Source organism: Streptomyces tritici (genome assembly GCF_048500665.1).
Taxonomy (GTDB): Bacteria; Actinomycetota; Actinomycetes; order Streptomycetales; family Streptomycetaceae; genus Streptomyces; species Streptomyces tritici.
The window spans coordinates 4230419-4249672 of the sequence record NZ_CP183183.1 but is presented as its reverse complement, the minus strand read 5'-3'; the positions used below and the strand labels follow the sequence as shown (position 1 = coordinate 4249672).

Annotated in this window: 20 protein-coding genes; 10 read left to right on the top strand and 10 right to left on the bottom strand. The window is 72.6% G+C overall.

Features of this window, described 5'->3' with window-relative positions; all coding sequences use genetic code 11:
* The first annotated feature begins 99 nt into the window (after positions 1 to 99).
* The 5 genes from afsQ1 to ACNJ93_RS19830 all read left to right on the top strand — a co-directional run bounded on the left by afsQ1 (position 100) and on the right by ACNJ93_RS19830 (position 3849).
* Complete coding sequence (afsQ1, locus tag ACNJ93_RS19850; RefSeq protein ID WP_418958739.1) at positions 100 to 777, top strand: two-component system response regulator AfsQ1; 678 nt, start codon at positions 100 to 102, stop codon at positions 775 to 777.
* An 8-nt stretch (positions 778 to 785) separates the two neighbouring features.
* Positions 786 to 2267, top strand: a complete 1482-nt coding sequence (locus ACNJ93_RS19845) for an ATP-binding protein (RefSeq protein WP_418961469.1) — start codon at positions 786 to 788, stop codon at positions 2265 to 2267.
* The gene (locus ACNJ93_RS19840; protein WP_418958738.1) at positions 2264 to 2881 is read left to right on the top strand and encodes a hypothetical protein; all 618 of its coding nucleotides are present in this window, start codon (positions 2264 to 2266) and stop codon (positions 2879 to 2881) included. Before ACNJ93_RS19845 ends, ACNJ93_RS19840 begins: the two co-directional genes overlap by 4 nt.
* Before the next feature lie 100 nt (positions 2882 to 2981).
* The gene (locus ACNJ93_RS19835; protein ID WP_418958737.1) at positions 2982 to 3563 is read left to right on the top strand and encodes a VanZ family protein; all 582 of its coding nucleotides are present in this window, start codon (positions 2982 to 2984) and stop codon (positions 3561 to 3563) included.
* Positions 3564 to 3648: 85 nt separating this feature from the next.
* Positions 3649 to 3849 carry a PspC domain-containing protein gene (locus tag ACNJ93_RS19830; protein WP_418958736.1) on the top strand — a complete coding sequence of 67 codons (201 nt, stop codon included), beginning with the start codon at positions 3649 to 3651 and terminating at the stop codon, positions 3847 to 3849.
* 75 nt (positions 3850 to 3924) lie between these two features.
* Here ACNJ93_RS19830 and ACNJ93_RS19825 read toward each other — a convergent pair whose 3' ends face one another.
* On the bottom strand, positions 3925 to 4311 hold the full coding sequence (locus tag ACNJ93_RS19825) for a hypothetical protein (protein ID WP_418958735.1): 387 nt from the start codon (positions 4309 to 4311) through the stop codon (positions 3925 to 3927).
* Between the two features lie 164 nt (positions 4312 to 4475).
* Positions 4476 to 5630: an adenosine deaminase gene (locus ACNJ93_RS19820; RefSeq protein ID WP_418958734.1), complete on the bottom strand. Its 1155-nt coding sequence runs from the start codon at positions 5628 to 5630 to the stop codon at positions 4476 to 4478.
* 115 nt (positions 5631 to 5745) lie between these two features.
* Here ACNJ93_RS19820 and ACNJ93_RS19815 point away from each other — a divergent pair, with 115 nt between their 5' ends.
* Positions 5746 to 6522 (top strand): alpha/beta hydrolase, encoded by a 777-nt coding sequence (locus tag ACNJ93_RS19815; protein WP_418958733.1) that lies wholly within the window; start codon positions 5746 to 5748, stop codon positions 6520 to 6522.
* Positions 6523 to 6560: 38 nt separating this feature from the next.
* On the opposite strand, the gene ACNJ93_RS19810 is transcribed toward ACNJ93_RS19815, so the two are convergent.
* The gene (locus ACNJ93_RS19810) at positions 6561 to 7529 is read right to left on the bottom strand and encodes a LysR family transcriptional regulator (protein WP_418958732.1); all 969 of its coding nucleotides are present in this window, start codon (positions 7527 to 7529) and stop codon (positions 6561 to 6563) included.
* A gap of 63 nt (positions 7530 to 7592) precedes the next feature.
* On the opposite strand from ACNJ93_RS19810, the gene ACNJ93_RS19805 reads away from it, so the two are divergent.
* The gene (locus ACNJ93_RS19805) at positions 7593 to 8903 is read left to right on the top strand and encodes an MFS transporter (protein ID WP_418958731.1); all 1311 of its coding nucleotides are present in this window, start codon (positions 7593 to 7595) and stop codon (positions 8901 to 8903) included.
* Positions 8904 to 8957: 54 nt separating this feature from the next.
* On the top strand, positions 8958 to 9935 hold the full coding sequence (locus tag ACNJ93_RS19800; RefSeq protein ID WP_418958730.1) for a sigma-70 family RNA polymerase sigma factor: 978 nt from the start codon (positions 8958 to 8960) through the stop codon (positions 9933 to 9935).
* 16 nt (positions 9936 to 9951) lie between these two features.
* Here the strand turns inward: ACNJ93_RS19800 and ACNJ93_RS19795 are convergent, their stop codons facing one another.
* Positions 9952 to 10269: an STAS domain-containing protein gene (locus tag ACNJ93_RS19795; RefSeq protein ID WP_418958729.1), complete on the bottom strand. Its 318-nt coding sequence runs from the start codon at positions 10267 to 10269 to the stop codon at positions 9952 to 9954.
* A 63-nt stretch (positions 10270 to 10332) separates the two neighbouring features.
* On the opposite strand from ACNJ93_RS19795, the gene ACNJ93_RS19790 reads away from it, so the two are divergent.
* Both ACNJ93_RS19790 and ACNJ93_RS19785 read left to right on the top strand, forming a co-directional pair.
* The gene (locus ACNJ93_RS19790) at positions 10333 to 11001 is read left to right on the top strand and encodes an HAD family hydrolase (protein ID WP_418958728.1); all 669 of its coding nucleotides are present in this window, start codon (positions 10333 to 10335) and stop codon (positions 10999 to 11001) included.
* On the top strand, positions 10998 to 12092 hold the full coding sequence (locus tag ACNJ93_RS19785; protein ID WP_418958727.1) for a HEAT repeat domain-containing protein: 1095 nt from the start codon (positions 10998 to 11000) through the stop codon (positions 12090 to 12092). Before ACNJ93_RS19790 ends, ACNJ93_RS19785 begins: the two co-directional genes overlap by 4 nt.
* A 70-nt stretch (positions 12093 to 12162) precedes the next feature.
* Here the strand turns inward: ACNJ93_RS19785 and ACNJ93_RS19780 are convergent, their stop codons facing one another.
* The 6 genes from ACNJ93_RS19780 to ACNJ93_RS19755 form a co-directional block, all read right to left on the bottom strand.
* Positions 12163 to 13440, bottom strand: a complete 1278-nt coding sequence (locus ACNJ93_RS19780) for a thymidine phosphorylase (protein ID WP_418958726.1) — start codon at positions 13438 to 13440, stop codon at positions 12163 to 12165.
* Between the two features lie 82 nt (positions 13441 to 13522).
* Positions 13523 to 13927 carry a cytidine deaminase gene (locus ACNJ93_RS19775; RefSeq protein WP_418958725.1) on the bottom strand — a complete coding sequence of 135 codons (405 nt, stop codon included), beginning with the start codon at positions 13925 to 13927 and terminating at the stop codon, positions 13523 to 13525.
* Positions 13924 to 15213 carry an ABC transporter permease gene (locus ACNJ93_RS19770; RefSeq protein ID WP_418958724.1) on the bottom strand — a complete coding sequence of 430 codons (1290 nt, stop codon included), beginning with the start codon at positions 15211 to 15213 and terminating at the stop codon, positions 13924 to 13926. The genes ACNJ93_RS19775 and ACNJ93_RS19770 overlap by 4 nt, the downstream gene beginning before the upstream one ends.
* Complete coding sequence (locus tag ACNJ93_RS19765) at positions 15210 to 16322, bottom strand: ABC transporter permease (protein ID WP_418958723.1); 1113 nt, start codon at positions 16320 to 16322, stop codon at positions 15210 to 15212. Before ACNJ93_RS19765 ends, ACNJ93_RS19770 begins: the two co-directional genes overlap by 4 nt.
* On the bottom strand, positions 16319 to 17926 hold the full coding sequence (locus tag ACNJ93_RS19760; protein WP_418961468.1) for an ABC transporter ATP-binding protein: 1608 nt from the start codon (positions 17924 to 17926) through the stop codon (positions 16319 to 16321). The genes ACNJ93_RS19765 and ACNJ93_RS19760 overlap by 4 nt, the downstream gene beginning before the upstream one ends.
* A 210-nt stretch (positions 17927 to 18136) precedes the next feature.
* Complete coding sequence (locus tag ACNJ93_RS19755) at positions 18137 to 19177, bottom strand: BMP family lipoprotein (protein WP_418958722.1); 1041 nt, start codon at positions 19175 to 19177, stop codon at positions 18137 to 18139.
* Between the last annotated feature and the right edge of the window lie 77 nt (positions 19178 to 19254).

The window sequence follows — 19254 nt, the reverse complement described above, 5'->3', positions numbered from 1 at the left end:
CGTTGTCCGCCGACTGTCACAGGCGTGTCACAGGGGGAGGGGTCGTACAGGAGAACGGTGACGGTCGAACTCGGGCGGCCCATGCGCCAGAATGACGCCGTGCCTTTCCTGTTGCTGATCGAGGACGACGACGCCATTCGCACGGCCCTCGAACTCTCGCTGTCCCGCCAGGGCCACCGCGTGGCCACCGCGGCGTCCGGCGAGGACGGTCTGAAGCTGCTGCGCGAGCAGCGGCCGGACCTGGTCGTGCTGGACGTGATGCTGCCCGGGATCGACGGCTTCGAGGTGTGCCGCCGCATCCGGCGCACCGACCAGCTGCCGATCATCCTGCTGACCGCGCGCAGCGACGACATCGACGTGGTGGTGGGCCTGGAGTCCGGCGCCGACGACTACGTGGTCAAGCCCGTGCAGGGCCGGGTGCTCGACGCCCGGATCCGGGCCGTGCTGCGGCGCGGGGAGCGGGAGTCCACCGACTCGGCGACCTTCGGCTCGCTGGTGATCGACCGTGCTGCCATGACCGTGACGAAGAACGGGGAGGACCTGCAGCTCACGCCGACCGAGCTGCGGCTGCTCCTCGAACTGAGCCGGCGGCCCGGACAGGCCCTGTCGCGGCAGCAGTTGCTGCGGCTGGTCTGGGAGCACGACTACCTGGGCGACTCCCGCCTGGTCGACGCCTGCGTGCAGCGGCTGCGCGCCAAGGTGGAGGACGTGCCGTCCTCGCCGACCCTGATCCGTACCGTGCGCGGTGTGGGCTACCGGCTGGACGTCCCTGCGTGAGCAAAGGGATGTTCGCCGGGCTGCGGCTGACCAGTCTGCGGCTGCGGCTCGTCGTGGTCTTCGCGCTGGTCGCGCTGACCGCCGCGGTGTCCGCCTCGGGGATCGCGTACTGGCTCAACCGTGAGGCGGTGCTGACACGCGTCCAGGACGGGGCGCTCAACGACTTCCGGCGGCAGATGCAGAACCGGGTGGCCGGGCTGCCGGTCCGGCCCAGCGCGGACGAGCTGCGGATCACCGCCGAGCAGATGGCGGGCAGCGGCGCCGGGTACAGCGTGCTGCTGCTCGGCGAGCGGGACGCCGGCAAGCCGATCATCGGCGCCTCCGACCCGGACCGCTTCACGCTCGCCGACGTGCCCGCCTCGCTGCAGGAGGCCGTCAACACCGAGCGGAAGATCACCGAGAGCAACCCGTACCCGTACCACCTGTTCTGGCAGCGGACGCAGGCGGACGGGAAGCCGTACCTGGTGGGCGGCACGCGGATCACCGGCGGCGGCCCGACCGGCTACATGTTCAAGTCCCTGGAGGCCGAGCGGGCCGACCTGAACTCGCTCGCCTGGTCGCTGGGCATCGCCACCCTGCTCGCCCTGATCGGCTCGGCGCTGCTCGCGCAGGCCGCGGCGACGACCGTGCTGCGCCCGGTGCACCGGCTGGGCGAGGCGGCGCGGCGGCTCGGCGAGGGCAAGCTGGACACCCGGCTGCGGGTCTCCGGCACCGACGAACTGGCCGAACTGTCACGGACGTTCAACGCCACGGCCGAGTCGCTGCAGAAGAAGGTCGCGGACATGAGCGCGCGGGAGGAGGCGAGCCGCCGGTTCGTCGCCGACATGTCGCACGAGCTGCGGACCCCGCTGACCGCGCTGACCGCGGTGACCGAGGTCCTGGAGGACGAGCAGGACGATCTCGACCCGATGATCGCGCCGGCGGTGGCGCTGGTGGTCAGCGAGACGCGCCGGCTGAACGACCTGGTGGAGAACCTGATGGAGGTGACCCGCTTCGACGCGGGCACCGCCCGCCTGGTCCTGGACGACGTGGACGTCGCCGACCAGGTCACCGCCTGCATCGATGCCCGGGCCTGGCTGGACGCGGTCGACCTCGACGCCGCGCGCGGCATCATGGCGCGGCTCGACCCGCGCCGGCTCGACGTGATCCTGGCGAACCTGATCGGCAACGCGCTCAAACACGGCGGCTCGCCGGTGCGGGTGTCGGTACGGACCGAGGGCGAGGACCTGTTCATCGAGGTGCGGGACCACGGCCCCGGCATCCCCGCCGAGGTGCTGCCGCACGTCTTCGACCGCTTCTACAAGGCCAGCGCGCAGCGGCCGCGGTCGGACGGCTCCGGCCTCGGGCTGTCCATCGCCATGGAGAACGCGCACATCCACGGCGGCGACATCACCGCCGCCAACTCCCCCGACGGCGACGGCGCGGTCTTCGTCCTGCGCCTGCCGCGGGACGCCTCGGACATCGCCGACAGGGAAGGGAAGGGCCAGTGAGGTCGGGTACGGGGCGGGCCGCGGCGCGGCTGCTGGCGGCGGCCGCCGGTGCGGCCCTGCTCGCGGGCTGCGGGATCCGGACGACGTCCGTGCCGGTGGACGCGGGGGCGGCGCCCTCGCGGGCGGCGTGCAGCGTGGACGGGACGCCGTCGCAGACGCGCCCGGGCGTGCCGCTGCGGGTGTACCTGGTGTGCGGCTCGCAGCTGGAGGCGGTGGAGCGCAGGTCAGCCCTGCCGGAGCAGCGGCTGGGCGGGGCCCGGGCGGCGACGGCCTCGGCGCTGCTGATGGAGCTGCAGTTCGAGCCGTCGGAGGCGGAGCGGGCGGCCGGGTTCAGCACCGCCGTGAAGGGCCCGCTGGTGGCGTCCGGCGGGCGGGCGGGCGACCCGAAGGAGGCGCTGCGGCTGAGCCGTCAGCCCGAGGACCTGGCGCCGGTGGCCCTGGCGCAGATCGTCTGCACCTTCGCGGAGAGCGCCGCCGGCGGTCCCGGCCGTACGGTGCTGCTCGGCGGCCCGGGGGACTATCCGCTGCAGCGCTACCGCTGCACCGAGCAGCTCAAGGACCGCCCGGACGGGGCGGCCCCGACCGTCGCGGCGACGCCGCCGCCGGGCACGTAGCCGGGCGCCGTCCGGCTCCAGGGCGGCCGCCGCCGATCGGCTTCCGGTTCCCGGCGGGGCTCCCGGGGGCTGCGGAACCGATTCGGGCGGTGGCCGCGTCTTGGGTCACGTGCAGCGTCAAGGTACGGGCGGCAGTGCCGCCATCCGCTTCCGCGGGGCCGGGTTCGTCCTCCTCCTCGCGCATCTGCTGCTCGTGGCGTGGCTGACGCTCCGCCCGCTGGACGTGCCGTGGATGACCGCCCCCAATTACGAGCCGCTGGCCGGCATCCGGGCGGACCTGGCGCTGGGGCCGGCGGAGGCCGTCCGGCGCATCGGCGAGCAGCTGCTGCTGCTCGCCCCGCTCGGGGTGCTGCTGCCGCTGGCGGACGGGCGGCTGCGGGTGTCGCCGTGGGCGTCGTTCGCCCGGACGGTGACCGCCGGGGCGATGTTCTCGCTGGTCATCGAGCTGCTGCAGACCAGTGTGCCGGGCCAGGCCGTCGACGTGGACTCGCTGCTCCTCAACACGGCCGGCGTGGCGCTCGCGCATCTGCTGGTCGTCCCGGCCGGCCGGGCACTGCTGCGCCGCCGGGCGGGCCGGGCCTCCACCCCGGGCAGCAGGCGCGGCCGGGTGCGGACCCTGCTGCGGGAGGAGGCGCCCCAGGGGGCGACCCCGACGATTCCCAGGGTCGGGATCGCCCCGTAGACCGACGCTTTGTCACGGTCCCGGCGGACATGATGGAGTCATCGGGAGCCCGACGGAGCGGCTCCCCGTGAAGAAGGAGCCCACCATGGCCGCACTTGTCCGCCCCCGCGAAGGTCGCATGATCGGCGGCGTGTGCGCGGGTCTGGCGCGGCGCTTCGGGATGTCGGCGACCACGATGCGGGTCATCTTCCTGGTCTCGTGCCTCCTGCCCGGTCCGCAGTTCCTCATCTACCTCGCCCTCTGGCTGTTCCTGCCGGAGGAGAAGAACCCCTCGACGGCCTGGTGACGCCCGCGCCGGAACGCGCCGTGGGGCACACGCCCGGCATACGGGTGTGTGCCCCACGGGCGGAACGGGCGCGCGTCAGCCGATCGGCAGACCGGACTGCAGCCCGGCCGGCAGCACCGAGTTGGTGGGCAGGCCGTTGACCGGCAGGCCGCCGAGCAGGCCGCCCACCGGGGACTGGGCCAGCGCGTTCGGGGCGGTCTCGGTGATCTGCTTCGCGGCGGAGTCGCTCGCGGCCGGCAGGTTCTGCGCGCCGTTGGTCAGCGCGCCCTCGCCCGCGGTGAGCGAGTCGGCGGCGCCCGCCGGCAGCTCGGTCAGGTTGTCCGCCACCGGCAGCGACTGCACCGCGCCCAGGGCGCCCGCGGCGTCGTGGGTCATGGGCGCGGCGGAGGCCGTTCCGGCGGCGGCAGCGGCGAAAGCGGCGCCGAGGGCGGCGACACCGAGCGTCTTGGCAGACTGCTTCATCGAGAAATCATCCTTGGGGATCGGAGAAAAACCCGGACTCGAGGAATCTGGGAATGATGAGCGGCTCTGCAACCTAGCCAGCGGAACTTGCCCGTCGCAAACATCTCGGGGCGACCGGAATTCGTGTCTCCCGGTCGCCCCGATGCCCTCCGAACTGGGCGGCTTCAGCCGGCCGTCGGCACGGAGCCGCTGGTCGCGGCGGTCTGCCGGAACAGCCATTCGGATTTCAGCTCGGCGTAACCGGGCTTGATGACGTCGTTGATCATGGCCAGTCGTTCATCGAAAGGAATGAACGCTGATTTCATCGCATTGACGGTGAACCACTGCATGTCGTCGAGCGTGTAACCGAATGTCTCGACCAGGTGCTCGAACTCGCGGCTCATGCTCGTGCCGCTCATCAGCCGGTTGTCGGTGTTGACGGTGGCGCGGAAGTGCAGGGTGCGCAGCAGGCCGATGGGGTGCTCGGCGTACGACGCGGCCGCGCCGGTCTGCAGGTTCGAGGTGGGGCACATCTCCAGCGGGATGCGCTTGTCGCGCACGTACGCGGCGAGGCGGCCGAGCCGCACCTCGCCGTTCTCGCCGACCTCGATGTCGTCGATGATCCGCACGCCGTGGCCGAGCCGGTCGGCGCCGCACCACTGCAGGGCCTGCCAGATGGACGGCAGGCCGAAGGCCTCGCCGGCGTGGATGGTGAAGTGGTTGTTCTCGCGCTTCAGGTACTCGAAGGCGTCGAGGTGCCGGGTGGGCGGGTAGCCCGCCTCGGCGCCGGCGATGTCGAAGCCGACGACGCCGGAGTCCCGGTATCGGTTGGCCAGTTCGGCGATCTCCAGGGCGCGGGCGGCGTGCCGCATGGCGGTGAGCAGGGCGCCGACGCGGATCCGGTGGCCGGCCTCGCGGGCCCGGCGCTCGCCCTCGCGGAAGCCCTCGTTGACCGCCTCGACGACCTCCTCCAGGGTCAGCCCGCCCTCCAGGTGCTGTTCGGGGGCGTAGCGGACCTCGGCGTAGACGACGCCGTCCTCGGCGAGGTCCTCGGCGCACTCGGCGGCGACGCGGACGAGGGCCTCGCGGGTCTGCATGACGGCGCAGGTGTGCGCGAAGGTCTCCAGATACCGCTCCAGGGAGCCGGAGTCGGCGGCCTCGCGGAACCAGATGCCGAGCTTGTCGGGCTCGGTCTCGGGGAGACCCTGGTAGCCGGTCTCCTGGGCGATCTCGATGATGGTGCCCGGACGCAGTCCGCCGTCGAGGTGGTCGTGGAGCAGCACCTTCGGGGCACGGCGGATCTGGTCCGCGGTGGGAACGTTGGGGATCTGGCTCGTCATTTCCGCACTCTAGCCCCTACGCGCGTAGATCACCTCCTCTCAACTCGCTTGTCGATACGCAACAGTGACCGCCCGTACGGATGGCGTACACCTGCGCTTCTGAGACTGTTCTGCCATGGCGCAGTTCGCACTCGTGGGCACGACCGGCGGCCGGCGACCCCGGCTCGGCCGGCCCGTCGGCATGACGCGTACGGAGTCGGCGGTCGGCGGGGTGGTGCTGCTCCTGCCGGACGGCGAGCCCGTGTCGGGGCGGGGCCCCTCGGTGCGGGCGCACGCGGCGGTCCTGCCGCTGGGCCGGCGCCTCGTCCGGGCGGGGCGCTCCGAGGGCCTGGTGGCGCACGTGGTGGGCTACCGGGGGCGCGGCTGGAACGGCGCGGACGCGCGGCTCGCCGAGGACGCCGCGTGGGCGGTCGCGGAGACGGTACGGCGGTACGGCGACGTCCCGGTGTGCCTGGCCGGGCACGGGATGGGCGCGCGGGCGGCGCTGCGGGCGGCCGCGCATCCGGCCGTCGGGGCGGTGCTCGCGATGGCGCCCTGGCTGCCGGAGGACGACGTGGCCGCGGAGCCGGAGCCGGTGCGGCAGCTCGTCGGGCGGCGGGTCCTCGTGATGCACGGCACCAACGACGCCCGGTGCGACCCGGAGTTGTCGTACCGGCTCGCGGAGCGGGCGAAGAAGGCGAACCGCGACACCTGCCGGTTCGAGGTTCACTCGGACGGGCACGCGTTGCGCCAGCACCACGACGAAGTGCTCTCGCTGGCCGCGGACTTCGTGCTCGGCTCCCTGTTCGGCCGGCCGTACGCGCGACCGGTCGCGGACGCGCTGGCGGCTCCGCCGCCGCTGGGGCTGCGGATGCCGCTGGCGGCGGGGTTCGGGCGCTCGCTGCGGACGTAGGGCCCGCGGGCCGCGGCCTCAGGCGCTGCCCGTACGGGCTACTGGCCGCGGTCCCACTCCGGGAGGAGGGTGCCGCGCTTGCTCAGCAGGAACTTCTTGAAGGCGGCCACCGGGGGCGTGTCCGGGTGGCCGTCCAGCCAGGCCACGCCGATCTCGCGGACCGCGCGCGGCGCCGTCACGTTCAGCTCGACGACCCCCGGCCGGGCGACGGCCGGCGGCGGCAGCAGCGCCACGCCGAGGCCCGCGGCGACCAGGCCGCGCAGGGTCTCGGCCTCCTCGCCCTCGAAGGCGATCCGGGGTTTGAAGCCCGCCTCGGCACAGAGGGCGTCGGTGATGCGGCGCAGCCCGTAGCCGGGCTCCAGGGTGACGAAGGTTTCGTCGGCGGCCTCCGCGAGCCGGACCCGCTTGCGGGCGGCGAGCCGGTGGTCGTCCGGCACCACCAGGCGCAGCCGCTGCTCGTCGAGGCGGCGGGCCACCAGGTCGGGGGCGTCCGGGACCGGAGAGGTCAGGCACAGGTCGAGGTCCCCGGCGCGCAGCCGCTCGATCATGGCCTCGCCGTAGTTCTGCACAAGGGTGAAGCGGACCCTCGGGTGGTCGACGCGGAAGGCGCGGATCAGGCCCGGCACGGTCTCGGAGCCCATGGTGTGCAGGAAGCCGAAGGCGACCCGGCCGGCCGTCGGGTCGGCGTCGGCGCGCACCGAGTCGGCGGCCTTCTCGACCTCGGCGAGGGCGCGTTCGGCGGAGCCGAGGAAGGTGCGGCCGGCCGGCGTGAGCGCGACGGTGCGGCCGCGGCGGGCGAACAGGGCGACGCCCAGGTCCTCTTCGAGCCGGACCATGGCGCGCGACAGCGTCGACTGCGGCACGCCGAGCTCGGCGGCGGCACGCGTCACGTGCTCGTGCCGGGCGACGGCGGCGAAGTACGCGAGCCGCGGCGCCAGCAGCAGTCCCATGTCTTCTTCGTTACTGTTCGGTGACAGGCGAGGCTGTGACCTGTACTCATGCACCATGGGAACGATTAAAGCCGTTCCATGCATTGGACGCATCAAACCGCCGGGTCCTACGGTCGACACATGCCTCCTGCCAGTACCAAGGCGGCCGCCACCGCGGTCGCCGACTCCCGCCTTTCCCCCGGCGCCGCCGGCTACCGCCGGATGAGCCTGGCGCTGTTCGCCGCCGGAGTGGCCGCCTTCGCCCTCCTCTACTCCACCCAGGCCCTGCTGCCCGCCGTCTCCGCGGAGTTCGGGGCCACCGCCTCGGCCGCGTCCTGGACGGTGTCCGCGGCCACCGGCGCGCTGGCGCTGTGCGTGCTGCCGCTGAGCGCCCTGTCCGAGCGCTTCGGGCGGCGCCCGATGATGACGGTCTCGCTGGCCGTGGCGGTCGTGGTGGGCCTGCTGGTCCCGTTCGCGCCGAGCCTGGAGTGGCTGGTCGCGCTGCGCGCCGTGCAGGGCGCGGCGCTGGCCGGGGTGCCGGCGTCGGCGATGGCGTACCTGGCCGAGGAGGTCCGGCCGAAGGCGCTGATCGGCGCGATCGGCCTGTTCGTCGCGGGCAACTCGATCGGCGGCATGAGCGGCCGTATCGTCACCGGCTGGGCCGCCCAGCTGTGGGGCTGGCGCGCGGGCCTGGCGGCCGTGGGCGTCCTGGCGGCGCTGTGCGCGGTGGCGTTCCGGCTGCTCCTGCCCAGGGCCCGGCACTTCACGCCCGGTTCGCTGGACCCGAAGGCGCTGGCGCGGACCGTGCGGACGCATCTGGCCGATCCGCTGCTGCTGCGGCTGTACGCGATCGGCGCGCTGTTCATGACGGTCTTCGGCGCGGTGTACACCGTGATCGGCTACCGCCTCGTCGAGGCGCCGTTCTCGCTGCCGCAGGGCGTGGTCGGCTCGATCTTCCTGGTGTACCTGGTCGGCACGGTCTCCTCCGCGGCGGCCGGGAAGCTGGTCGGCCGGATGGGCCGGCGCGGGGCGCTGTACCTGGCGGTGGGCACCACCGCGGCCGGTCTGCTGCTGTCGCTCGCGGACGGTCTGGCCGCCGTCCTGGCGGGCCTGGTCCTGATCACCGCCGGCTTCTTCGCCGGGCACGCGGTCGCCTCCTCGTCCGTGAGCCGGACGGCGCGGACCGGGCGGGCGCAGGCCTCGGCGCTGTACCAGTCCGCGTACTACCTGGGCAGCAGCGCCGGCGGCACGCTCGGCGCGGTGGCCTACCACCACGGCGGCTGGTCCGGCACGGTGCTGCTCGGCCTGGTGGCGGTGCTGGGCGTCGTGTCGATCACCCTGTACGGCACGCACGCGGCGCGCGTGGAGGAACGGCAGGCCCGCCGGGTCCACGGGGGCGCGCGCGGGGCGCACACGGCGAACCCGACCCCGGCTGTCAGCGGCCTGCGGTAGCTTCGGTGGCAACGGCGTCGAACGGGCGCCGTGGGGGCGACTGGGGTGAGCGCGATGAGCGATCCGGCGACGATCGGCGACCTGGATTCCAGGCTGGAGGAGTACCGCACGGAGCTGACGGGGTACTGCTACCGGATGCTCGGCTCCGCCTTCGAGGCGGAGGACGCGGTGCAGGACACCATGGTCCGGGCCTGGCGCGCCATCGACTCCTTCGAGGGCCGCTCCAGCCTCCGCTCCTGGCTGTACCGGATCGCCACCAACGTCTGCCTCGACTCGCTGAACGCGGGCAACAAGCGGGCCCGCCCGATGGACCTGACGGCGCCGACGCCCGTGGCGCAGGCCCGGCTCAACGAGCGCCCGGAGATCACGTGGCTGGAGCCGGTGCCGGACGGCCGGGTGCTGCCGTCGGTCGCCGACCCGGCGGAGACGGCGGTGGCCCGGGAGTCGATCCGGCTGGCGTTCGTCGCGGCGCTGCAGCACCTGCCCCCGAAGCAGCGGGCGGTGCTGATCCTGCGCGAGGTGCTGGCCTGGAAGGCCGCCGAGGTGGCGGAGCTGCTCGGCACGTCGGTCGCCTCGGTGAACAGCGCGCTGCAGCGCGCCCGGGCGACGCTCGCCGAGCAGGGCCCGGCGACGTCGGACGCGGCGAACCCGCTGGACGAGGAGCAGCAGCAGCTCCTGGAGCGGTACGTGGTGGCCTTCGAGGGCTACGACATGAAGGCGCTGACCGCGCTGCTGCACGAGGACGCGACGATGTCCATGCCGCCGTACGACCTGTGGCTGCGCGGCCACGACGACATCGTCGGCTGGATGCTCGGAGTCGGCGAGGTCTGCCGGGGCTCGAAGCTCGTGCCGACGGTGGCGAACGGCTCGCCGGCGTTCGCCCACTACCACCCGGACCCGGAGGGCGGCTTCAGCCCGTGGGCCCTGATCGTCCTTGAGCTGTCGGACGGCAAGATCGGGGAGATGTCGTTCTTCCTGGACACCAAGCGCTGGTTCCCGCTGTTCGGGCTGCCGGAGCGGCTGGAGGCCTAGCGGGACACCCCCTGGCTCAGCTCAGCAGTTCGTCGAGGCCGACGAGGGCCAGGAGCAGCCGCAGCTCCCGGCCCGCGCCGCGGAAGCGCAGGGTGTGGCCGAGCCGCCCGGCGGTGAGCCGGAGCCGGGTCAGCGCCTCGACCACGGCGAGGTCGGCCTGCGCGAGCGCGCCCACGTCGCAGACGATCTCGGCAGGGTCGAGCCCGGCCAGCCGCCGTTCCAGATCGGCGCAGAGCCCCGGCGCGTCGGCGGGGCCGATGCGGCCGGAGACGTAGAGAACGAGCGGCTGAGAGGTGTCCACACCTACGAGACCGGCGGCGCCGTCCGAACTCATCGGTCTCCGGGGCGGCCCTGGGGCGTGTCCGGAGGGCGTGTCGTCTGCCCCTAGGCTCTGCCCATGACTGACGACCCTGTCGAGCTGGTGATCTTCGACTGCGACGGCGTGCTGGTGGACAGCGAGCGCCTGTACTGCCGGGTGGACCGGGAGGTGTTCGCCGAACTGGGGGCCGAGTTCACCGAGGCCGAGCTGGTGGAGCGGTTCGTCGGCTCCCCGTTCGAGGTGTGGACCGCGCTCGTCGAGGAGCGGCGCGGCCGGCCGCTGGAGCCGGGCTGGCAGGAGCCGTTCCGGCCCCGGTACGAGCAGATCCTGGACGCCGAGCTGACGGCCGTGGAGGGCGTGACGGAGGTGCTGGACGCGCTGGAGGTCCCGTACTGCCTCGCCTCCAACGGCAGCCACGAGGAGATCCGGCGCAACCTCACCCGGACCGGCCTGATCGGCCGCTTCGACGACGCGCGGATCTTCAGTGCCCGAGACGTGGCCCGCGGCAAGCCGGCCCCGGACCTGTTCCTGCACGCGGCGGCGGCCCTGGGCGTCGCGCCGGAGCGGTGCGCGGTCGTGGAGGACAGCCCGTACGGCGTGGCGGCGGCCCGCGCGGCGGGCATGCGGGCGTTCGGCTACTGCGGCGGACTGACGGGCGCGGAGCGGCTCGCGGGCCCGGGGACGCGGGTCTTCGACGCGATGCACGAGCTGCCGGCGCTGCTCGTCGAGGGGGTGCGGGCGGCATGAGCGCGTACGACTGGTCGCGGGTGTTCCACGCGTACGGCCCGGCGACGGACACCGGGGAGCTGCTGCGGGGGCCGCTGGCGGACGCCCGTGACCATCTCTGGTCCGACGTGCTCCACCACGGCCGGATCTGGCCGGCGACCCCGCAGGCGCTGCGGGTCGTGGCCGGCCGGCTGCCCGAGGCTCCGCTGTTCGGGCTGGAGTTCGTCCGGGCCGTGGCGTCCGCGGCGAACTTCGGCACGGAGGCCGAGAAGTGGCGCGCCCGGGTGGCCGCCGCGCCGACGCGGGAGTGGACCGAGGAGTACCTGGCCCGCGACGAGGACGGCCGGGTCGGCCTCTGGGACGACCCCACGGGGAACCTGGTGCTCGTCGGCGCGGCGCTGGAGTGCTGGGACGGGCTGCCGGAGCTGCTGGAGCCGGTCGCGGAGTACCTGGACGACCCGGACGGGCGGGTCCGCGTGCAGGCGTGGGCGACGCTCACGCGCCTGGTGAACCACCCGGAGGCGGCGGCCCGGACGCGGGACCTGCTGCCCCGCCTGACGCGGCTGGCCGCGGCGGCGGAGTCGGTGCGGGAGCGCGCCTCGCTGGTCATGGACCTGGGGCAGCTGGGCGGCGACCTGGCGCCCTTCCTGGCGGACCCGAGCCCGCTGGTGCGCTGCGCGGCGGCGATGTCCCCGCCCCTGGCGGAGGACCCGGCGGCGCACGAGGAGCTGCTGCGGACGGCGGCGGCGCCGACGGAGTTCGACGCCCTGGAGGGCCTGCCCCGCTTCGAGGGCGAGCCCCCGCGCTGGACGCTGATCGCGGTGCTGTCCCGCCGCCCGGTCGATCCGTCCCGCCTGTACGAGCCCGCCCTCGCGTCCCTCCCCCACGCCTTCCGCACGGCCCCCTGCCCGGACCTGGGCCCGTACCTGGAGGTCCTGTTCGGCGACGGCTGGCCGCAGGAACCGGTACCCGAACAGCGCGGCCTGGCGCGGGCGTTGGCGTCCCGCGACGAGCTGTGGGCTCCGACGAACGGCAACCGGAAGATCACCCTGCGCGGGCTGAACCTGCCGGACGACCGGGAGGCGTGGCGCGCCGTGGGCGGTACGGCTTAGGGGGTGTCCGGACGGGGCCGGTGGCGGTCCACCGGCCCCGTCCGGCGCCTCGCCCTGGACGCTCAGACGCTCACGCGATGCGGTCCAGGACGATCGGGCGCGGGGTGAAGGGCGTGCCCGGGGCCTCGATGTCCCAGGCGTGCTCCAGGGACTCCAGGGCGTAGGCGAACTTCTCCGGGGTGTCCGTGTGCAGGGTCAGCAGCGGCTGGCCCGCCGTCACCGTGTCGCCCGGCTTGGCGTGCAGTTCCACGCCCGCGCCGGCCTGCACCGGGTCCTCCTTGCGGGCGCGGCCGGCGCCGAGGCGCCAGGCGGCGATGCCGACGTCGTACGCGTCCAGGCGGGTCAGGACGCCCGACGACGGGGCGGTGACGACGTGCTGCTCGCGGGCGACCGGCAGGGTCGCGTCCGGGTCGCCGCCCTGGGCCGCGATCATCCGGCGCCAGACGTCCATCGCCGAGCCGTCCCGGAGGGCCTTCGCCGGGTCGGCGTCCTTGATGCCGGCCGCGTCGAGCATCTCGCGGGCCAGCGCGATCGTCAGCTCGACGACGTCCGCCGGGCCGCCGCCGGCCAGGACCTCGACCGACTCGCGGACCTCCAGCGCGTTGCCGGCGGTGAGGCCGAGCGGGGTGGACATGTCGGTGAGGAGGGCGACCGTCTTCACGCCGGAGTCGGTGCCCAGGCCGACCATCGTGCGGGCCAGTTCGCGGGCGTCGTCGATGTTCTTCATGAACGCGCCGGTGCCGACCTTCACGTCCAGCACCAGCGAGCCGGTGCCCTCCGCGATCTTCTTCGACATGATCGAGGAGGCGATCAGCGGGATCGCCTCGACCGTGCCGGTGACGTCCCGCAGGGCGTAGAGCTTCTTGTCCGCCGGGGCCAGGCCGTCGCCCGCCGCGCAGATGACCGCGCCGGTGGTGTCCAGGACCGAGAGCATCTCCTCGTTCGACAGCAGCGCGCGCCAGCCGGGGATGGACTCCAGCTTGTCGAGCGTGCCGCCGGTGTGGCCGAGGCCGCGGCCGGAGAGCTGCGGGACGGCCGCGCCGCACGCGGCGACCAGCGGGGCCAGCGGCAGGGTGATCTTGTCGCCGACGCCGCCGGTGGAGTGCTTGTCGGCGGTGGGACGGGACAGGGAGGAGAAGTCCATCCGCTCGCCGGAGGCGATCATCGCCGCGGTCCAGCGGGCGATCTCCCCGCGGTTCATCCCGTTCAGCAGGATCGCCATGGCCAGCGCCGACATCTGCTCGTCGGCGACCTCGCCGCGGGTGTAGGCGTCGATGACCCAGTCGATCTGCTCGGGGCTGAGCTCGCCCTTGTCCCGCTTGGTGCGGATGACGGAGATGGCGTCCATGGGCAGTGCCTCTTTCTACGCGCATAGAGGGGGAAAGGAGGAGCGGCCCTCCCCATCGTGCCGGAAGGGCCGCTCCGAAGTGCTACTTGGCGAGGTGGTCCGGCCCGAAGGCCTGCGGAAGCATCTCGTCCAGGGTGAGCCGGCCGGCCGGGGTCTCCAGGACCAGCGCCGGGCCGCCGAACTCGTACAGCAGCTGCCGGCACCGGCCGCAGGGCACCAGCGGCTCGCCGCGGCCGTCCACGCACACGAAGTGCGTGAGCCGCCCGCCGCCGGTGGCCTGGAGCTGCGAGACCAGACCGCATTCGGCGCACAGGCCGAGCCCGAACGAGGCGTTCTCCACGTTGCAGCCGGAGACCACCCGCCCGTCGTCGACCAGCGCGGCCGCGCCGACCGGGTAGCCCGAGTACGGGGCGTACGCGTGCGACATCGCCTCGCGCGCGACGGCCCGCAGGGCCTCCCAGTCGACGGCCGCGGCGGGCGGGGTCACTTGCCCTCGCCCTTGCGGTACCGCATGCCGTCCGCCTTGGGCATCCGCAGCCGCTGCGCCGAGAGCGACAGCACCAGCAGGGTGACCACGTACGGCGTGGCGCTGACGAACTCGACCGGGACGGTGTCCGTGCCGAGGTACCAGACCAGGACGCCCGCGCCGATGACGGCGCTGATCGCGGCGGTGATCCAGCGCTTCTTGTACGCCTTCCACAGCGCGATGCCGACGAGCACCACGAACAGCAGCAGGAGCAGCGCGTGCACGGACTGGCCGCCCGCGCGCAGCTGGAGCGCGTCGGCGTAGCCGAACAGGCCCGCGCCCATCGCGAGGCCGCCCGGCCGCCAGTTTCCGAAGATCATCGCGGCGAGGCCGATGTAGCCGCGGCCGCCGGTCTGGCCCTCGTTGTAGATGTGCGAGGTGACCAGGGACAGGTACGCGCCGCCGAGGCCGGCGAGCGCGCCGGAGACGATCACGGCGATGTACTTGTACTTGTACACGTTCACGCCGAGCGACTCGGACGCGATCGGGTTCTCGCCGCAGGAGCGCAGACGCAGGCCGAAGGCCGTCTTCCAGAGCACGAAGAACGTGCCGACCAGCAGGAGCACGGCGACGATCGTCAGCAGCGACAGGTTGGTGACCAGGCCGCCGAGGATGCCGGCGATGTCCGAGACCAGGAACCAGTGGTGCTTCTCGATGTCGGCCAGCCAGTCCGACAGGCCCGGCACCGTGATCGAGGTGATGTCCTCGGACGGCGGGGACTGCTTGGGGCTGCCGCCCTTCTGCGCGGCCTCGCCGGTGTTGAACCACAGCTTGGCGAAGTAGCTGGTGACACCGACCGCCAGGATGTTGATCGCGATGCCGGAGATGATGTGGTCGACGCCGAAGGTGACCGTGGCGATCGCGTGCAGCAGACCGCCGAACATGCCGCCGAGGATGCCGGCGAGGACGCCGATCCACGGGTCGGTCTGCCAGCCGGCCCAGGCGCCGAAGAAGGTGCCGAGGATCATCATGCCCTCGAGGCCGATGTTGACCACGCCGGCCCGCTCGGCCCACAGGCCGCCGAGACCGGCGAGGCCGATCGGCACGGCCAGGGACAGCGCGGCGCCGATCTGGCCGGCCGAGGTGAGGTCCTCGGCGCCGGTGATGGCCCGCACCGCGGACAGGGCGATCAGGCCGCCCGCGACGATGAGCAGGATCCAGGGCAGGGAGAGGCGGGTGCGGCCGCCCTTGCCGCCGGACACCTTCGGGGCCGCGGGCGGCGGGGTGGAAGTCGCCGTGGCGGTCACGCCGACACCTCCGTCTTGTCGTTGGAACGGGCCTGGGCCGCGAGCTTCTCGCCGACCTGGCGCTGCTGGCGCTTGAGGCCGTAGCGGCGGACGACCTCGTAGGCGATGACGACGGACAGGACGATGACGCCCTGCATGACGCCGACGATCTCCTTGTCGTAGCCCTCGAACTCGAGCTTTCCGGTGCCGCGCTCCAGGAAGCCCCAGAGGATGGCGCCGAGCGCGATGCCGATCGGGTGGTTGCGGCCGAGCAGGGCGATGGCGATGCCGGTGAAGCCGATGCCGACCGGGAAGTCGCCGCTGTACTCGTACGAGTCGTTCAGCAGGGTCGGCATGCCGATCAGGCCGGCCATGGCGCCGGAGATCAGCATCGAGGTGACGACCATCTTCTTCACGTTCACACCGCTGGCCGCGGCGGCGGTGTCGGACTGGCCGACGGTGCGCAGGTCGAAGCCGAAGCGGGTGCGCGAGAGGGTGAACCAGTACGCGACGCCGGCGATGACCGCGATCACCAGGAAGCCCCAGATGGGGTCCGGGGTGGTCGGGATGTCGAAGAAGCGCGAGGACTCCGGCAGCGGGGTCGTGGAGACCTTCGTGCCGGCCTGGTCGAGGTGGCCGAGGCGGCCGGGCTGCAGCAGGTAGCCGATGATCGCGGTGGCGATCATGTTCAGCATGATCGTGGAGACGACCTCGCTGACGCCGCGGGTGACCTTGAGGACGCCGGCGATACCGGCCCACATCGCGCCGACCAGCATGGCGGCCACGATGATCAGCGGGATCTGGACGATGCCGGGCAGGGTCAGCGCGCCGCCGAGCGCGGCCGCGAAGAAGGCCGCCAGGCGGTACTGGCCGTCGACGCCGATGTTGAACAGGTTCATCCGGAAGCCGATGGCCACCGCGAGACCCGCCAGGTAGTACGTCGTCGCCTTGTTGATGATGTAGACCTGGCTGTCCGACTTGATGCCGTAGTCGAACATGATCCCGAAGGCGCTGAACGGCTCCTTGCCGGTGGCCGCCAGCACCAGGGCGGTGATCAGGAAGGACGCGACGATCGCGAGGAGCGGCGCCGCGAGCCCCAGGAGCAGCCGCTCCTTGTCGAACTTCTTCATCGGGCCTCGTCCTCCGGACCGTGGTCGGCCCCGGAGCTTCCGCCCTCGGGGCTCTCTTCGTGCTCAAGGTGACCGGTGACCGCACCGGTCATGGCCGAGCCGAGCTCCTCGGGGGTGATGGTCGCCGGGTCGGCGTCCGCGACCAGCCGGCCGCGGTACATCACCCGCAGGGTGTCGGACAGGCCGATCAGCTCGTCGAGGTCCGCGGAGATCAGCAGCACCGCCAGGCCCTCCCGGCGGGCGGCCCGGATCTGGTCCCAGATCTGCGCCTGCGCGCCGACGTCGACGCCCCGGGTGGGGTGCGCGGCGATCAGCAGCTTGGGGTCGTGGCTCATCTCGCGGCCGACGATCAGCTTCTGCTGGTTGCCGCCGGACAGGGAGGCCGCGGTCACGTCGATGCCGGGGGTGCGGACGTCGTACTCGCGGACGATCCGCTCGGTGTCCTTGCGGGCGGCCTTGAGGTCGAGGATCGCGCCCTTGGAGTTGGGCCTCTCGGTGACGTGACCGAGGATGCGGTTCTCCCAGAGCGGGGCCTCCAGGAGCAGGCCGTGCCGGTGGCGGTCCTCGGGGATGCAGCCGATGCCGTCCTCGCGCCGCTTGCGGGTGGGCGCCTGGCTGATGTCGGCGCCGTCGAGGGTGACGACGCCGCCGTCGGCCTGGCGCATGCCCATGATGGCGTCGACGAGCTCGGACTGGCCGTTGCCCTCGACGCCGGCGATGCCGAGCACCTCGCCCTTGTGGATGGTGAAGGTGATGCCGTCGAGGACCGCGCGGATCACGCCGTCGGGGTCGACGGCGCTCATCGACAGGTCGGCGACGGTCAGCATGGGCACGTCCGTCACCGTCGACTCGCGGGTCTCCGGGGAGGGCAGCTCGCTGCCGACCATCAGTTCGGCGAGCTGCTTCGGCGTGGTGGACTTCGGGTCGGCGGTGCCGACCGTGGTGCCGCGCCGGATGACGGTGATGTCGTCGGCGACGGAGAGGACCTCGCCCAGCTTGTGCGAGATGAAGATGACGGTGAGGCCCTCGGCCTTGAGCTCGCGCAGGTTGTCGAAGAGCGCGTCGACCTCCTGCGGGACCAGCACGGCGGTCGGCTCGTCGAGGATCAGCGTGCGGGCGCCGCGGTAGAGGACCTTCAGGATCTCCACGCGCTGCCGGTCGGCCACGCCGAGGTCCTCGACGAGGACGTCGGGGCGGATGCCGAGGCCGTACGCGTCCGAGATCTCCTTGATCTTCGCGCGGGCCCGGTCGCCGATGCCGTACAGCTTCTCGGAGCCGAGGACGACGTTCTCCAGGACGGTCAGGTTGTCCGCGAGCATGAAGTGCTGGTGCACCATGCCGACGCCGCGGGCGATCGCGTCGCCGGGGCTGTTGAACGTCACCTGCTCGCCGTCGATCGTGATGGTGCCCTCGTCCGGCTTCTGCATGCCGTACAGGATCTTCATCAGGGTCGACTTGCCCGCGCCGTTCTCGCCGACGAGGGCGTGCACGGTGCCGCGGCGCACGGTGATGTCGATGTCGTGGTTGGCGACGACACCGGGGAAGCGCTTGGTGATGCCGCGGAGTTCTACGGCGTTCGGACTGCTGGGGGTTGAGGCTTTGATGACGCACTCTCCTAGGCAGGGAGCGTGAGGAGCTTCAGGCGGGGAAGTTCGGGGCGGGTGGCAGGCGCTGTCGGTGGCGAAAAATACCCTGTAGCGCGGACGCTACGCGCGTAGCTTTCGGAAAATCGTTCAACTGCCTGCGGGCATACGAGAGAAGGGGGCCCGGAGTGTCGGCCGAAGCCGCTCCCCGGGCCCCTTCTGCGCAGAGCGTCAGAGGGTCGTCGGGACCTTGATGGTGCCGTCGACGATCTTCTTCTTGGCCTCGTCCAGCTGCTTCTGGATGTCCTTGAGGTGGTCGCCCGTGGTGGTCAGGGAGACGCCGTTCTCGGCCAGCGAGTAGGTGTGCACGCCGGTCATCGGCTTGCCGTCCTTGATGGACTTGGCCAGCTCGAAGACGCCGGTGTCGACGTTCTTCACGACCGAGGTCAGGATGGAGCCGGCGTACTTGGACAGGGCCGGGTCCTTGGCCTGGTCCGAGTCGACGCCGATCGCCCAGGCGCCCTGCTTGGCGGCGACGGCCTCGATGGCGCCGGCGCCGGAGCCGCCCGCGGCCGCGTAGATCACGTCGATGCCCTTGTCGAGCATGCCCTTGGCGGCGGCCTTGCCCTTGTCCGGGGCGCCGAAGCCGGAGAGGTCCGTACCGGTGGACAGGTACTGGATCTGGACGCTGGCGCCCGGCTTGGTGTCCTTGACGCCCGCCTGGAAGCCGGCCGCGAACTTCTTGATCAGCGGGAGGTCGACACCGCCGATGAAGCCGATCTTGCCGTCCTTCGACTTGAGGGCGGCGGCGACGCCGGCCAGGTACGAGCCCTGCTCCTCGGTGAAGACGATCGAGTCGACGTTCTTCAGCTCGGAGACCGAGTCGATCAGACCGAAGGTGGTCTTCGGGTACTTGGCGGCGACCTTGTCCAGGGAGTCCTTGTACGCGAAGCCGACACCGATGACCGGGTTGTAGCCGCCCTCGGCCAGGGAGGACAGGCGCTGCTCGCGGTCGGCCGGGGTCTCACCGGTCTTGGCGGTGAGCTCCTTGGCCTCGGCGCCGAGCTCGGCCTTGGCCTTGTCGAGGCCGCGGGCCGCGGAGTCGTTGAAGGAGTTGTCGCCACGGCCGCCGACGTCGTAGGCCATGCCGATCTTCAGGGTGCCCTTGTCCGAGCCCGTGTCCTCGGTGGACGACTCGCCACAAGCGGTGGCGGTGAGAGCGAGAGCCGCTGTGACAGCACACGCGGCGGTGATCTTGGATACCCGGCGCACGAGGAGGTCCCTTCAAGACTGACCGAAAGCGCCCCTTGCGGCGCTGGCTTGTGGGCGATCGTAACGCGCGTAGATGT